The 15,134-nt window shown below is 71.8% G+C and carries 13 protein-coding genes and 2 pseudogenes; 7 read left to right on the top strand and 8 right to left on the bottom strand.

The features are described 5' to 3' along the window. Positions 1-108: 108 nt before the first annotated feature. The gene (locus tag RV986_RS25580; protein WP_475924426.1) at positions 109-1,446 is read left to right on the top strand and encodes a hypothetical protein; all 1,338 of its coding nucleotides are present in this window, start codon (positions 109-111) and stop codon (positions 1,444-1,446) included. On the opposite strand, the gene RV986_RS25585 is transcribed toward RV986_RS25580, so the two are convergent. The 4 genes from RV986_RS25585 to RV986_RS25600 all read right to left on the bottom strand — a co-directional run bounded on the left by RV986_RS25585 (position 1,418) and on the right by RV986_RS25600 (position 4,599). After that, positions 1,418-1,867 (bottom strand): hypothetical protein, encoded by a 450-nt coding sequence (locus RV986_RS25585; RefSeq protein WP_475919633.1) that lies wholly within the window; start codon positions 1,865-1,867, stop codon positions 1,418-1,420. The genes RV986_RS25580 and RV986_RS25585 overlap by 29 nt on opposite strands. Continuing rightward, complete coding sequence (locus RV986_RS25590) at positions 1,864-2,292, bottom strand: acyltransferase family protein (protein WP_475919634.1); 429 nt, start codon at positions 2,290-2,292, stop codon at positions 1,864-1,866. Before RV986_RS25590 ends, RV986_RS25585 begins: the two co-directional genes overlap by 4 nt. A gap of 167 nt (positions 2,293-2,459) precedes the next feature. Continuing rightward, positions 2,460-3,275: a L,D-transpeptidase family protein gene (locus tag RV986_RS25595; RefSeq protein ID WP_475919635.1), complete on the bottom strand. Its 816-nt coding sequence runs from the start codon at positions 3,273-3,275 to the stop codon at positions 2,460-2,462. Positions 3,276-3,375: 100 nt separating this feature from the next. Further along, positions 3,376-4,599 (bottom strand): L,D-transpeptidase, encoded by a 1,224-nt coding sequence (locus RV986_RS25600; protein ID WP_475919636.1) that lies wholly within the window; start codon positions 4,597-4,599, stop codon positions 3,376-3,378. 281 nt (positions 4,600-4,880) lie between these two features. Between RV986_RS25600 and RV986_RS25605 the strand changes: the two genes are divergently transcribed. From RV986_RS25605 to RV986_RS25615, 3 genes and pseudogenes are all read left to right on the top strand, one after another. Continuing rightward, positions 4,881-6,863 (top strand): YncE family protein, encoded by a 1,983-nt coding sequence (locus RV986_RS25605; protein ID WP_475919637.1) that lies wholly within the window; start codon positions 4,881-4,883, stop codon positions 6,861-6,863. Between the two features lie 93 nt (positions 6,864-6,956). Continuing rightward, complete coding sequence (locus RV986_RS25610; RefSeq protein WP_475919638.1) at positions 6,957-7,793, top strand: Cof-type HAD-IIB family hydrolase; 837 nt, start codon at positions 6,957-6,959, stop codon at positions 7,791-7,793. Between the two features lie 31 nt (positions 7,794-7,824). Further along, positions 7,825-8,424: pseudogene (locus tag RV986_RS25615) on the top strand (zinc-binding dehydrogenase); the annotation flags it as partial. A 284-nt stretch (positions 8,425-8,708) separates the two neighbouring features. Here the strand turns inward: RV986_RS25615 and RV986_RS25620 are convergent. From RV986_RS25620 to RV986_RS25630, 3 genes and pseudogenes are all read right to left on the bottom strand, one after another. Continuing rightward, positions 8,709-9,629: pseudogene (locus tag RV986_RS25620) on the bottom strand (lantibiotic dehydratase family protein); the annotation flags it as partial. A 217-nt stretch (positions 9,630-9,846) separates the two neighbouring features. Then, positions 9,847-10,026, bottom strand: a complete 180-nt coding sequence (locus RV986_RS25625; protein WP_475919639.1) for an FxLD family lanthipeptide — start codon at positions 10,024-10,026, stop codon at positions 9,847-9,849. Positions 10,027-10,555: 529 nt separating this feature from the next. Beyond that, positions 10,556-11,002, bottom strand: coding sequence for an ATP-binding protein (locus RV986_RS25630; protein WP_475919640.1), 447 nt, complete (start codon positions 11,000-11,002; stop codon positions 10,556-10,558). Between the two features lie 235 nt (positions 11,003-11,237). On the opposite strand from RV986_RS25630, the gene RV986_RS25635 reads away from it, so the two are divergent. The 3 genes from RV986_RS25635 to RV986_RS25645 all read left to right on the top strand — a co-directional run bounded on the left by RV986_RS25635 (position 11,238) and on the right by RV986_RS25645 (position 13,632). Next, positions 11,238-12,515 carry an XRE family transcriptional regulator gene (locus RV986_RS25635; protein ID WP_475919641.1) on the top strand — a complete coding sequence of 426 codons (1,278 nt, stop codon included), beginning with the start codon at positions 11,238-11,240 and terminating at the stop codon, positions 12,513-12,515. Beyond that, entirely contained in the window at positions 12,512-13,051 is a 540-nt protein-coding gene (locus RV986_RS25640) for an N-acetyltransferase family protein (protein WP_475919642.1), read from the top strand. Before RV986_RS25635 ends, RV986_RS25640 begins: the two co-directional genes overlap by 4 nt. 185 nt (positions 13,052-13,236) lie before the next feature. Then, positions 13,237-13,632: a hypothetical protein gene (locus RV986_RS25645; RefSeq protein ID WP_475919643.1), complete on the top strand. Its 396-nt coding sequence runs from the start codon at positions 13,237-13,239 to the stop codon at positions 13,630-13,632. Here the strand turns inward: RV986_RS25645 and RV986_RS25650 are convergent. Continuing rightward, positions 13,629-15,119 (bottom strand): lipase/acyltransferase domain-containing protein, encoded by a 1,491-nt coding sequence (locus RV986_RS25650; protein WP_475919644.1) that lies wholly within the window; start codon positions 15,117-15,119, stop codon positions 13,629-13,631. The genes RV986_RS25645 and RV986_RS25650 overlap by 4 nt on opposite strands. Positions 15,120-15,134 lie beyond the last annotated feature (15 nt).

Raw genomic sequence — 15,134 nt, forward strand, 5'->3', positions numbered from 1 at the left:
GACCATTCCCGCGAGCCGCACAACGCCCGCGCCCACTCCCCCTCGAACTCCCCGTCCCCCTCGAACTCCCCGTCCCACGAACCGCCCGGCAGCCGTCCCCGCGGTCTTCTGCCGGACCTGTCCGCCGCCCTGGCCGGGGCGCTGCTCGTCACGGTGGCCGTCCTGGTCGGCACCGCCGTCGAACGGCGCGACCACACCCTCTACGTCCGCTGGCCCCCCGTGTTCGCCACCTGGGAGCCACACATCGGCCCCGGCACCCCGGCGGCGATCGCCCTGGCCGTCGCCGTCGTCGCGTACGGGCCTCTCCTCGCCGCCCGGCTGCCCTGGCGGGCGCTGCTGTGGACCGCCTGGGGCACCGCCCTGGCCTGGACGTTCTCCCTCGCGCTGGTCGACGGATGGCAGCGCGGGATCGCCGGGCGGCTGACGACCACGAACGAGTACCTGCAGGTCGTGGACCGCTTCCACGACATCCCCGGCACCCTGCGGGACTTCACCCACCACATCCTGAGCCACTCCCCCGCCCCCTGGCCCGCGCACATCGCCGGACATCCCCCGGCCGCCACCCTCACCTTCGTCCTCCTCGACCGGATCGGGCTGGGCGGCGGGGGCTGGGCGGGCGTCTGGTGCATCACCGTCGGGGCGACGGCGCCGGTCGCGGTCCTGGTCACCGTGCGGGTGCTGGCCGGGGAGGCGCTCGCCCGCCGCGCCGCGCCCTTCCTCGTCCTGGCCCCGGCCGCCGTGTGGGTGGGCACCTCCGCGGACGGGTACTTCGCGGCCGTCGCCGCCTGGGCCGTCGCCTTCCTCGCCCTCGCGGTCACGGGACACCGGCCGCCGGCGACGGGCCTCGCCTCCGGGCTCCTCCTCGGCCTCACCGCGTATCTCTCGTACGGCCTCGCGCTGTTCGCGGTGATCGCCGCGACGGTCCTGCTGCTCGGCCCGCGGCGCCTGCGCCCTCTCCCCTTCCTGCTGGCCGGACTCGCCGTGGTCCCGGTCGTGTTCACCCTCGCCGGCTTCGACTGGTGGGAGGCGTACCACCTGCTGGTCACCCGCTACTACGAGGGGATCGGCGGGACCCGGCCGTACGGCTACTGGGTGTGGGCGAACCTCGCCTGCACGGTGCTGGTCGTGGGACCGGCGACGGTGGCGGGCCTGCGGCGGGCCGGCGCCGCTCCCGTACGCGACGGGGTCCGCGTCCGGCTCCGCGCGCCCAGGTCCTGTCGGCCGGGCGCGCAAGCCCGCCTCGCGCTGCTCGTGTGCGCCGCCCTGCTCGCCCTCCTCGTCGCCGACCTCTCCGGCATGAGCAAGGCGGAGACGGAACGGATCTGGCTGCCGTTCGCGATGTGGCTGCTGCCGGCGTGCGCGTTCCTGCCCCGGCCCCGCGGCTGGCTCGCCGCGCAGGCCACCCTGGCCCTGCTCCTCAACCACCTGCTGCTGACGGGGTGGTGACCTCCTCCTCCTGGCTTCCGCGCGTCGTCCGCCGCCGCGTGGTCGTCAGCAGCGCCGTGCCCAGCGCCAGGCCCAGCGCGGGCAGGACGGGGAACCGGCCGTCGTGCGCGAACCCCTGGACGGCGAAGCGGGTCAGCGCGGTCACGCTCAACGCCAGGCCGCACCACAGGGGCCGGCCGCGATCCGGCGTGGCATCCACGGCGTCCGGCCGGATCCGCTCGTACAGCAGTGCCAGTCCGCGCTCCAGCGGCCGCAGTGCCCACACCACACCGGCCAGCACGATCCCGAGCACCAGCAGCCACGGCACCCGCAGCCCCCACCACGCCGCCGACCCGTACGCGGGTTCGGGGGCGAGTCCGGTGAGATAGAACGCGGCGGCCACGACCAGCACCGGCAGCATGTGCCACAGATACAGCGTCATGGAGGCACCGCCCACCGGGCGCACCGCCCGCCACACCCGCTCCCGCTGCCCACCAGTTCCAAGGTGTCCGGGTCCACGCCGATCGCCGAGCAGATCCCCACGGCGGACAGCACCAGCCCGCTGTACACGGCCGCCGGAAGCAGCAGCCGCAGCGCCCGCCCGGCCACCCACCCGCCGGCCGGGGCGCCCGCCGCACGGGCCCGCGCCCAGGAGCCGCCCGCCGCATGGCCCCCGGCCAGGAAGAACAGCGGCATGATCTGGAAGCCCAGGGTCAGCCACTGGGTCCACGGGACGGTCGCCAGCAGTTCCGGCGCGGTGATCCGGCCGTCGGGCTCCCGGACCAGGGCGGTGATCAGCCAGTGGCCGAGCACCACCAGGCCGATCGCCCACGCGCGCAGGAAGTCGACATAGCGGTCTCTGCTCATGCGTCGTCATGCTGCCGCAGAACCGCCGGAAGAATCGCGGGACGCCGAGGCCGCAACCCATTCGTGCCCGGTACGACATCACCCGCACACCCCGGCCTCGACGTCCGGTGCGCGCTCGACGTCCGGTGCGCGCTCGAAGTCCGGTGCGCGCTCAGCGCCTGCGGGACTCAGTGTCCGAGGGACTCGGCGTCGCCCATGACGATCACCGGGTGCAGGGCGGGGTCGAGCGCGCGCAGCAGTTCCTTCATGTGCTCCTGCTCCAGGCTCACACAGCCGTGCGTGGGGCCGCCGTGGTCGACATGCAGCCAGATGCCGCCGCCCTTGCCCACGCCGAGCGGGCGGGTCGAGTCGAGCGGGGAGGTGCCGGGCTCGCGGTTGTAGTCGATGGCGATGACGTAGTCGAAGGAGCCGGCCAGCGGCTCGCCCTCGAAGCCCGTACCGCCGATGGTGAAGCCGCTCGACCGGTCGTACGGCAGCCTGGTGCCGGGGTCGGACAGCCGCCCGCCGGCGCCGGTGAGGCCGAACACGCCGATGGGCGAGTGCAGATCGCCGGCGTGGTGGTCGTCGGTCCAGCCCCTGAGGGCGTTGTGGGCCGGCCAGGTCGCTCCCGGTTCCCAGCCCGTGTCCGTACGCCGGTAGAGCACCACCTGCGACAGCGGGGAGTCCTTGCCCCGGCCGGTGACCAGGACGACCTGCCGTGCGTTCCCGGGTATCGCGGCCAGCGTCCGGGTGCCCAGGCCCGGCAGCCGCCCCGGGACGGCGGACGCGGCGGCGGGCTGCTCCCGGTCCGCGGCGGCTGGCTGCGCCGTGTCCGCGGCGGGCTGCCGGGGCATGGCCTGGGTCGTGCCGGGGGCGGCGGCCGCCGGGTCCGACGTGCCGCCGGAGCCGCCGCATCCGGCGAGCGTCAAGGTCAGCAGCAGAGCCGCGGCCGATGTCGCCGAACGGCTCATGCGCGCAGTGCGGGAGGTGGTCGAGAAAGCCATGATCGTCAGCCTGTCGAAGACATGTGAGGAACTGGTCAGGTCGGGTCGGGTCGGGCGGGAACGGGCGGGATCGGGTCGGGCGGCATCGGGTCGGGTCCGCTCAGCGCGCCGAGCCCGCCTTCCACTGACTCCACGCCATGTTCCAGCCGTTGAGGCCGTTGTCGGGGGCGATCGTCCTGTCGTCGGAGTTCCGTACGACGACCACGTCACCGACGAGGGAGTGGTCGTAGAACCAGGCGCCGTCCTGGGCCGGGTCGCCGCCGCCCTTGCTGTCGTTCAACCCCACACAGCCGTGGCTGATGTTGGACCGGCCGAACACCGAGTCCGCGCCCCAGTAGTTGCCGTGCACGAACGTACCCGAGGTGGACAGCCGCATCGCGTGCGGCACGTCGGGTATGTCGTACTGCCCGGCGAACCCGACCGTGGCTCCGTTCATCCGCGTGCTGATCAGCTTCTCCGAAATCACCATCTGGCCGTTCCACGTGGTCGAGTTCGGGGCACCCGCCGTGATGGGGATGGTCTTCAGGGTCCTGCCGTCGCGGACGACCGTCATACGGTGGGCGGCGGCGTCCACCGTGGAGACCTGACTGCGGCCGACGGTGAACCTGACGGTCCTGTCCTGTTCGCCATAGGCTCCGTCGGCGCCCTTCACTCCGTCGAGGCGGATCCTGACGGTGACGGTGGACCGCGCCTTCCAGTAGTTCTGCGGACGGAAGTCGAGGCGCCGCGCGCCGAACCAGTGTCCGACCACGGCCTGTCCGCTGCTGGAGCTGATCCCGATGGCCGACTCGACGGCCTTCTTGTCGGTGATGTCCTTGTCGAAGGTGAACGAGACCGGCATCCCCACCCCCACCGTGGATCCGTCGACCGCGGTGGACGTACCGGTGAAACGGTCGCTCGTGGCGAGGGTCGTGAACGCGACGTTCTTCTTCACCTCGCGTCCGCCCTCACCCGCCGCCACCACGCCGAGCCGGTAGGCGGTGCCGTGGTCGAGGGCCGCGGCCGGGGTCCAGGTCCGCCCGTCCGAGGAGCGTTCGCCGGGTACGGCCCGGCCGTCCGCGGTGGTGAGGGACACCTCGGTGATCCTGCCCGTGTCGACCGTGACACGGCCGCCGCGTTCGACCGAGACGTGCCGCTGGCCGTCGGTGGCGTTCAGCAGGATGCGCGGCGTGGCCACGGCGGCCCGGTCGGCCGACGCTCCCTTCGCACCGGCGTTCCCCGTCGTAGCGGCGTTCCCGGCCTCCGGCCCGGTGCTGCAGGCGGCCAGCAGGCAGGCCGAGATCGACAGGGCCACGAGGGCCGGAACCGGGCGGGTGCGGTGCATGGGCGTCTCCGTCGTGCGCGTCGGGTGGCATGTCCCACCGAGTCGTGCGCCCAGGCTGGCGTGCGGATATGAGGAAGTTGTCAGGGTCGGGACGCGCACCGGGCACGCACGGGACGGAGCCCGCGGAAAACCCCCTCCTCAATTGTCACCGGCATGCCATACGCTGCCGGATGGCAGCCGCGCCCCGCGCGTCACCGCGAACCCGCGGTCACGCACGGGCGTTGCGCGGCGCCACTCAACTCCCGGTCAACCACCGGGATTCTTTGTGGGGGTATCAGACTGTGCGTACGCGCAGATTCTCGACCGCGACAGCGACGGCAACGGCGCTCGCGGTTCTCTTCAGCTCGGCGGCGCTGAGCGTCGTCGCGGCCGGGTCCGCCTCGGCCGCGACCGCCCGCGTCGCCGCACCCGGCGGCATCGTGGCGGACGCCGCCCTGCAGCGGGTGTTCGTCGGCGACCTTAGGGCCGGCAGCATCCAGGCCGCCGACTTCAACGGCGTGCTCGTCGACTCGGTGAGCGGCCTCGGCCAGGTCACCGACCTCGCGGTGTCCGAGGACGGCGCCACCCTGTACGCGGCCGTCCAGGACACCCACGAGATCGTGGCGCTCGACGCGGCCACCCTCGACATCAAGACCCGTTACACCGTGGCCACCAACACCGGACCCCGCTCCGTCGCCTTCGCCGGCGGCAAGGTCTGGTTCACCTACGGCGACCAGTGGGACGGCGACCTGGGCTCGGTCGACCCGGCCGTGGACCCGGCGAGCGGCACCGACCCGGTGACGCTCGCGCAGTTCCCGCAGCCGTACCCGGGGCTCTGGGGTCCGGCGCTGCTCGACACCGACCCGTCCACGCCGAACACGCTGGCCGTCGGCCAGACCGGCATCTCCACGGACTCGATGGCCGTCGTCGACGTCTCGGGCGCCACGCCGGGACTGACCGCCTGGTACTTCGGCGACTACTCGCTGAACCAGGGCATCGGGGACATCGACCTGGTGCCCGGCGCCCCGCAGGTGCTGGTCAACGGCAAGGACCGGGACGCCTACGCGGGCGGCACGTTCACCGCCGCCGGCTCCTACCCCGCCGGGCGGCGCGCCGACATCGCCGCGAACGGGCTGATCGCGCAGGTCAACGGCGCCAAGGTGGCCGTGTACCGGCCCGGCGCCACCCAGCCGGTCCGCACCTACACCACCGGCACGGCCGGCACGCAGGACACACTCGACCTGACGTGGGCCCCGGACTCCTCGCGGATCTTCACGGTCTCGGGGCCGGAGAACGACTACACCCTCAAGGTGCTCACCGACCCGACGGTGAACAACCCGACCCTGACCGTGAACGCGCCGGCCACGGCCACGCGCGCCAAGCAGCTCACCGTGACCGGCAAGCTGTCCGCGACGGTGCCGCTGCCCAGCGGCGTCAAGCTGCAGGTCACCCGCACCGACCTGGACAGCCCGAGCGGCAAGGCGCTGCCCGCCGTGACGGTGAAGGCGGACGGCTCGTACAGCTTCACCGACACCCCGCCGGCCGGTAGCAAGGTCACGTACAAGGTCAGCTACGCGGGCGACGCCGAGCACACGCCGGCCACCGCCTCCGACACGGTCGAGGTCTCCCGTGCGACGCCGACGCTGACCCTGAACAACCACAAGAAGATCTACGCCTACAGCCAGGACGTCTCCTTCACCGCCCACCTCGGCGCGACGTACAAGAACCGTACGGTCGAGATCTGGGTGGACCCCTACGGCACCGACAAGCCCAACAAGCTGGTGAAGACCGGCAAGGTCAACTCCGCCGGCAACCTCTCCGCGACGGTGGACATGACCCGGGACACGGTCGTCTCCGCCGTCTTCAAGGGAGACGCCCGCTACGCGCCCAGGACCGTGAAGTCCACGGCGTACGCCAAGGTCAGCATCTCCACCGCCGTCTCCAAGCACTACAAGACGGGCAAGATCGGCTCGACGTCGTACTACTGGTTCCACAAGAACACCGACCCGGTGCTCACCACGACCATGACCTACTACAAGGGCCGTAAGCAGCGCTTCGACCTGCAGGTCTACTACGCCGGGACGTGGTACGACACCGTCGACGCGGACAACCCGCCGGAGTACTTCCCGCTCGCCACGAACGGCAAGTCGGCCGTACGGCTGGGCGCACCGGGCGAGTCCGGGATCAGGGCGCGGATGCGGTCGACCTACGTCGACACCAAGTCCGGCGACAACGTGAACACGACGACGTACGGACCCTGGAAGTACCTGTACTTCTCGAACTAGTCCGTACCTCTCCCCGAGCTCTCTCCTCAGTGTGACGAAGCCCCAGGTCTCTGACCTGGGGCTTCGCTGGTCCGCGCGGGTAAGGTACCGGGGATGAAGATCCGCCAGAGGGCGACCGGCGCCGACATCCGACTCATCGTCACCGACATGGACGGCACACTGCTGGACGACGCCAAACGCATACCCGACGGCCTGTGGCCGGTCCTCGCCGAGCTGCGCCGCCGGGACGTGCTCTTCTGCCCCGCGAGCGGGCGTCAGTACGCCACTCTGGAGAAGGAGTTCGGCGACACGGGGCAGGGCATGGTGTTCATCGCCGAGAACGGCACCTACGTCGTACGGGACGGCGTGGAGCTCAGTTCCGATCCCCTGGACCCGTCCGTCGCCGCCCGGATCGTCAGCACGACCCGGCGGCTCGCGGCCGACGGCGTGGACGTCGGCGCGGTCGTCTGCGGCAAGCGGTCCGCCTACGTCGAACGGACCGACCAGCCCTTCCTGGCCGAGGTGCGCCAGTACTACACACGGCTGCGGCTCGTCGCCGACGCGAGTGCCGTCGACGACGAGATCCTCAAGGTCGCCCTCTTCGACTTCGGACCGGTCGAGCTGACCACCGCCCCCGCCATGAAGCCCTTCGCCTCGACCCACCAGGTCGTCGTCTCCGGCCGGCACTGGGTCGACATCATGAACGTCACCGCGAACAAGGGCACCGCCGTCCGCAGCCTCCAGCGCGACCTGGGCATCACACCCGCGCAGACCATGGTGTTCGGCGACTACCTCAACGACCTCGAAATGCTCGACACCGCGGAGTGGTCCTTCGCCATGGCCAACGCCCACCCGGACATCATCGGCCGGGCCCGCCATCTCGCCCCCTCCAACAACGACAACGGCGTCCTGGACACCATCACCCGCCTGCTGCACCTGCCCACCGGCTGACCCGCGGGAGGCCGCACACGCCGGCAGCCGGCTGCCCGCCGTGCTCAGGCTCGACCTGGCCGGTGTGGTCGCGCGGGTCGGCCCCGGGGTCAGCGGCCTGCGACCGGGAGACGCGGTGTACGGCCTCACCGGCGGCGTGGGGGAGTTGCGGGGCTCGCTCGCCGAGTACGCCGCGGTCGACGCCCGGCTGCCGGCACCCCGGCCCGCCGCGCTGGACCCGCGGCAGGCCGCGGCCCTGCCGCTCGCCGTGATCACCGCCTGGGAGGGCCTGGTGGACCGGGCCGCGGTGCGCGCCGGGCACAGGGGGCTGGTGCACGGCGGGGCCGGCGGCGTCGGGCGGATGGCCGTGCAGATCGCGCGGGCGCGCGGCGCGGACGTCTTCGCGACCGGATCGCCCCGCTCCCTGTCGGCCATCGAGAAGCTGGGCGCGACCCCCATCGACCGGACCACGACCTCGGTGGAGGAGTACGTCGGCCGGTACACCGGCGGGGAGGGGTTCGACATCGTCTTCGACACGCTCGGCGGCGCGAGCCTCGACGCCTCGTTCACCGCCGTGCGCACCTACACCGGCCATGTGCTCTCCGCCCTGGGCTGGGGCTCCCACAACCTCGCTCCGCTCCTCGTTACCCGGTTCATCTTCACGCGGCCCTCCAGATGGACCAGGACCACCCCCAATATCGACGCACCGTCCCGCACGACGTCCTTGAGAGTAAAAACGAAGCAATCGAGGACGAGTGGACGATGTCGCCACTCCCCGCGATACGCCAGCATCGCCCCACATGCCGGGCGGTGCTGGAACAGGAGGACTGCTAAGGGGTCTGTGCGTCCATCAGGCTCTCTCCATAGGGGCTGTACGTGTGAGATCGGAGGGGCGTGCGAGGCTTTCCCTGATCACGTTGTCGCTGGCGCGCAGAGGCGAGTACTCACCCGGGTCAGGATGAGGGCGGCGCGCTCGATCTCGCGTGCCACTTCGTTCGGCAGAACGATCTGCGCGTCCAGGTGCAGATCGAGTGCGACAGGGTGGCGGCGCAGGCCGGGTACGAGGGCCCGCATCCGCGCTGCAACGGTGTCCCGGCCGCCGCGCGTGACGCACTCCTCCAAGCCCGCCCGGACCGCGCGGAGCTCGCGCACCGTCTCGGCGACCGGGGCGAGAGTACCGGCGTCGATTGCGTCGAGCTGGTCGAGGAGATACCCGAGGGCGTCGGTCTCGGTGCTCGGGGCGTGCAGACTCGTGATCAACACCCGCCGCCGGATCAGCTCTCCCAGTAGACGACGCGTCTTCTCTGGCTCGGCTGCGGGGTACTCCGCCCGCAGCTTGTCCTCCAGCGCGCCGAACCAGATCGGCGCGCTGGTCGCGGCGAGGACCGCGCGCACTGGCTCGGTCAGGGCCAGGGACGCCTCGACCGCGCGAGTCCGATCGTCCTGAACGTCCGGCTGGAACGGCACGATGAGTCGGTCCCCCCGGCTCGTCACGGTGTTGTTGACGACTACCGGCAGCCGTTCGAGTAGGTCGTGGCAGGACTCCAGCCGCTCGACGACGGCTGCCAACCACTCCGCGCCCGCGTGGCCGACGGCCACGTGTTCCACGCCCCACTCTGCACCCGCCTGCGGTCCGAACTCCGCAGTGGTTACGCCGGCGAAGAGGCCGAATGGCGTCGCCCGGTGCTCGGATCGCAGCAAGTAGCGGGCTACGGACATCGTCGCGCGCCGCACGTCCCGCGCAGAGGGCTTCTCGGCCGTGAACAAGGCCCGTACCTGTACGGCCAGGACCGGGCTGGAGTGTTGCAACGCTTCGGCGACGTCGCTCTTCGCCCAGACCGCACGCAGCCACGTCACACAGGCCGCCGTGCTGCTGGGCGAGCGGTCATCGGGGTCAGGGCACGGAGGAACCGAAAGCGACGGCCGGGCCACGGCGCGTACGAGTGCCGTAGTACCGGTTCGAAACGCTGTGGACGGAGCAACCACCACTACCTCCGGAGGCGAGGGACGGGCGGCTGGTGCCGCCGCGCCGCGGGGCGCGACGGCACCAGCCGGGAGAGACCTGAAGTGCGGGTCAGGCGACGTTGGTGGTGCAGGCGCCACAGGTGGTGCCGCAGTTGTCGTCGGTCAGGTTGACCAGGCCCGCCGGGTCGGCGATCTCGACGAGGGAGACGTCCAGGTCGAAGCCGTCCGATGCCGCCGGGGTCTGCGGGTGCGCCTGGGTACGGCTGGGAACTACGGTGTTGCGTGTCATGCCAATCAACTCCTCTGAATGGTCGGGATGTTGTGATGCACTCCCAGCGAGAGGTCACGAGTCCTCGGAGGACCGCCTACCTGGTGCTGGGAAGTCTTGTGACGGGAGTCAGATCAGGCGGTAGCTGGTCGCCGCTCCATGAGGTGGGCGAGTGCCTGAGCCTTGAGGCGGTTGAGGCACGGTTCGCAGGCGTAGTACGGGGCGTGTTGCCCATCCCACTGCACCGGGCCGAGCCAGATCACCAGCACTCCGGTGCGTTCGCACCCGAGCCGGCAATCGCCGGTGATCCATCGCCACTCCACGGGGGAGGTCTTCTCCTGTCCTAGGCGTTCGGGATGGTTGAGCCGACCGCCTGGCAGTCGGGTGCGCAGACCCAGAGCCGGAACAACAGGCCCAGGTAGCGCACGTCGCCCCACACCCGGCCGCTCGCCCCCAGACCGGGCGCAGCGGGCGCACTCCATAGCCATCTGCTGGCGGGGCCGGAGGCGGCCGACGTCCGGGAGGGGCGGGGTCACCGCGCCCGCGGTGCTCACTCGTCGCCCTTGATGAGGAGTTCGGCCCAGACCTCTTTGCCCCATGGGCGCCTGCCCGAGCCACGCAGGTCATAGCCCCAACGGTCGGCGACTGCGTCGACGAGGAGCAGGCCGCGGCCTGACTCATCGTCCTCATCGGGCGGACCGAGGACCGGTAAACGCGAGGGCGCCCGGTCCACCACCCCGACACGCACCCGAGTCGCGCTCGGCCGCCCGACAACCAGGCGGATCGAGTGGCATGGGGTGTGCCTGACGGCGTTCGCGATCAGTTCGGAGATGATCAGAGCGGCGCGGTCGGCGAGATTGTCGAGGTGCCATACGCCGAGGGCGTCACGGACGAGCCTGCGGCCGATCTCGGCCGTGGACGGCTGGCACGGGAAGGTCTGGCTGTAGGCGGGGTGGCCGGTGGGGGCGGCCTGAACTGGCGTACTGAGACTCGTCATTGGGGTGGAGCCTTCTCGTTGTCTCGGCGCCCGGCTCGCCCCAAGAAGGCGTCAGGAGCGAACCGGGCCGTCAACAGCCGCCCGCACGGGGGTGACGGGCGACCAGTAACCAGACAACTCCCGTTCTCGGCAAGCTGGTTAGGGCGATCGGGTGGTCACCCAACGCAACGACCTAGGGTGATTTGGCCTCCCGTTTACCTGGCGGGCAGGGGGGCGTGAGGGCTACCGTGCAGAGATGGGCACCACGCGCAACACCACTCTTGAGGCGTGGATGGACGAACACGGCTACAGCTCCAACAGCCTGGCTGACGCTGTGAACAGGGCCGTTGAGCAGTTAACCGGGCGACCCGGCGGCCTCGACGGCTCGTCGATCCGGGCCTGGAAAGCGGGCCGGGTCACGTGGCCCAAATCGGCTACCCGCAGAGCACTTCAGGACGTCACCGGACTGCCCGCCATCGCTCTAGGGTTCGTGCCACGGGGTCGGACTCCGTCCACCCCAGCCCCACCGCAGCAGGAGGACCCCGACATGAAGCGCCGTACCCTCGTCGGCGGCATCGCGGCGGCTGCCGCAGCAGCAGCCCCTGGCACCGCATCGCCCCGCCGTATCGGCATGAGCGACGTCGACCGTCTACAGAAGCGCTTCGCCGAGATCATCGCCAGCGACCACCGCCACGGCGGACAACTCGGCATCGAACAGCGGGCCGCCGCACTCGCGGACGAGGCACTGAACCTCCAGAACGCCGGCAGCGCCACCCAACGCGTACGCAGCAACCTCTACGCCTCAGCAGCGGCATTCCGCTCCTCGGCCATGTGGGCCGCCATCGACGGCCGCCGCTACGACGACGCGAAGGCGCACATGCGCGAAGCCCAGGCCCTCGCCGAGATGTCCGGCGATCAGGCGATCAAGTTCCGCATCTGGAGCCACGCGGGAGCCATGTACCGCCACATGGGCCGCCCCGCCGACGCGTTCGCCGCCAACGACGTCGCCCGCAACCTGCACCTCACACGCCGTGACCCCCTGTTCGCATCTCTCGGCCTGGCCCGGCATGCGGCCATCCACGGCGCGGCACAGGACCGTACCGGCACCCGCCGTGCGCTCGACCAGGCGCAGGACGCCATGCTGCGCGCCGACCCCGCCGACTACCGGCCGGTGTGGATGCTCGCCTTCTACGACCAGGCCGAGCTGGACTCCTTGGCCCTGTCCGCGCACATGGCGCTCGGCGACTACCCGACCGCCGAGTTCCACGCCCACCGCTGCCTGTCCGCCCTCCGGCCCCACATGGTCCGGTCCCGGGCCATCACCACAACCCGGCTCGCACACGCCCAGCTCGCGCAGGGCGCCCCCGAAGCTGCTACGGCCACGGCGATGAAGGTCCCCTCCGACGCCGCTACCCAACACGCCCGGGTCACGCGCATGCTGCAAGAGTTCGGGGCCGCACTGCGCGCCACCGCGCCGGGCAGCAGCGTGCAGACCTGGACCGAGCACGCCGCCACCTGGAGGATGGCCGCATGACCACGGCGCCCGCCATCGAACTGCGCACGTTCACCACCCTCGACACCGTCCGCGGCGACCTCCTCGACGTGTACGCCGACGTGCGCGCCCCGCTCCTCCACCTGCCGAACTACGCGGTCACCGCGTTCGGCGAGCGCCTGGACCGGCACGGCACCGAGCCGGGGTTCGTGGCCGTCCTCGCGTGCGCGGACGGCCGTCCGGTCGGCTACGCCTACGGCAACACCATCGAGCACGGCGACCGCTACTGGCAACGCACGAGCCCGGCGCCGACGGACAAGTACACCGAGCGCCCAGCCGTGGCCCTGAAGGAGATCGGCGTCCGGCCGACCTGGCGGAAGACCGGCACAGCCCGCCGCATCCACGACGCCCTCCTCGCCACACGCGACGAGCCCTACGTCACGCTCATGGTCAACCCAGCCGCCGGCGACGGAAAGGTCCACGCGCTCTACAAGTCGTGGGGGTACGAGGACATCGGGCAGAGCCAGCCGTCACCGGCCTCGCCGGTCCTGACCGTGATGATCCTCGCCACCCGCTGACCGGCAGCACGCATCGAGGCAGCGCGCCCCCTGCCCGATGATGTCCCAGTCGAACACGCGACCGCCATGACCGGCACGCTGCACCGGCTCCTTGCGGGGTCCCTCTGCGGCTGACCTCGGACAACTCCGGCCGTGCCCACCCCGATTGCGGCGGGGTGGGTACGGCGTTCAGAGGAGTCTAACGAGTGGGCGGGTTCGCCGGGCTTGCGGTGTGCCTTGCGCCGTGCGGCGCGCTGCTCCAGGCCCAGCAGCTCGGCCTGCTCCTGCCTGGTCAGCCACTCTCCGTGCTCGTGTGCCCGGCCGTCGGAGAGGGCGAGGGGCCCGGTGACGCCCACGTCGATGCCGACCTCCGGCCCCTGGTGGGGCTCCGGCTGGGGTTCCAGGGTCTGGACGCGGAAGGCAATGTGCCGGCCGAGCGGGTCCTTGACCAGCCGCGCACCAGTGATCCGGTTGCCCTTGTCGGCGCGCTTGCCAACGGGGAGGTCTTCGGTCCGGCGGAAGCGGACACGGCCGGTCTTCGGCAGGTCGGCCAGGCCCCACCCGCGGTGGACGCGGACGATGTCCGTCCTCCCGGGCTTTAGCCGTCCTCCTGTTCGTCCGGGGCCGCGAGGACCAGTTGGGTCAGCGGGGTGGGATCGCCGGTGTCCAGGGTGACCCGGTACAGGCCGGGCGCGGGCACGGTGACGCGGGCCGCGAGGTGGTCGTCGTCGCCGTACAGCCGGGCGGGCCGGGTGAAGCCCCCGTCCACCTCCTCGACCGCGCAGTCCAGCCCCGCCGGACTGTCGACGCCGCGCACCCGGACCGTCCACGGCGTGCCCGGGGTGACGAAGTCCGGGACGTCGAGCCCGACCCGTGCTCCGGCCTGCGGGGGACCCAGGTGCTCGTCCTCCTCCAGGAACGCGGTGACCGCCTCCAGCGCGGCCTCCCCCTTCGCCAGCGCGCCGTGCTGCAGCGCGAGGGGCACGACGACGCGGGTCGGGGACGCGGACTCCTTGTGCACGGTGCCGTCGCCGCCCACGTCGAAGCGGCGGGGCGCGCCGTTCTCGTCCCGCATCAGTTCGCCGTCGCCGTGCTCGCGGTAGCAGTGCTCCGAGGCGAGCACCACGCCCTGGTCCAGCGTCAGGGACTGCGGCGTGGGCTGGCTGATGCCCACGACCGCCCGGTGCCCCGGCAGCCCGCGCCCGCGCAGGGTGTCGTGCAGCCGCTGGGACTCGTCGGCCAGGTCCTTGTCGCCGCCGAGGTCGGCGATGTCCGGGGGGCTGAGCCGGCGGATGTTCAGGCCCTCGTCGAGACAGGGGAACGTCGGCAGCAGGTCGTGCAGCCCCGGCATGGTGTACGCGAGTCTCCTGAGCCTGCCGTGCGGCAGCGGGACCGGCGCGCCCCGGCCGGTGTTGAGGATCTCGGCCGCGGCCACCGCCCCCTGGAAGGGGGTGCCGAGCGTGAGCACCCCCCGGGTGTCGGCCGCGAGGTCGCTGTCGGGGCCGTCGGCGAGGGCGGCGAGGGTGAGCAGTCCGCCCATGGAGTGCGCGACGAACACGAGCCGTCCCTCCCGCTCGTCGACGCGGTGCCTGCGGGCGAGCGCGTGCGCGGGATGCCGCCGCCACCGCTCCAGGTGCTCGCGTGCCGCCCGGGCGAGAAACCACCCGTTCGTGGCGACCGACAACCGCCAGTCGTAGGCGAAGGGCAGCACGGCGTCCGGGGCGGCCACGCTCCGGGTGACCGTCGCGACCAGGTCGCCGTAGGGCTCGATGCCGCGCAGGAAGGGGCTCCAGGCGGGGGTGCTCAGCAGGCGCCGGGCCCGTACCCGGCCGAGGCGGCCCTCGCGTTCGTCCGGCGTGAGGTGCAGGGCGCGCAGGCCCCGGGGCGCCGTCCACGCCTTGAGCAGCCAGCCGGCCCGCGCGAGACCCCAGACGACGGAGTCGGTCGCGGTGTCGTACAGCTCGCTGCCCATGATGCCCGGAACGACGACGACGGCGTCCTGCGTCGTGTTCGGGGACAGACCCGGCGGACGGTACGGCCGCTCCGCGTGACGGCGGCCTGCGGTATTGGGCTGCGACGGCTCACTCATGGCGGGAAGAATAGA

This window comes from Streptomyces sp. RLA012, assembly GCF_056270325.1.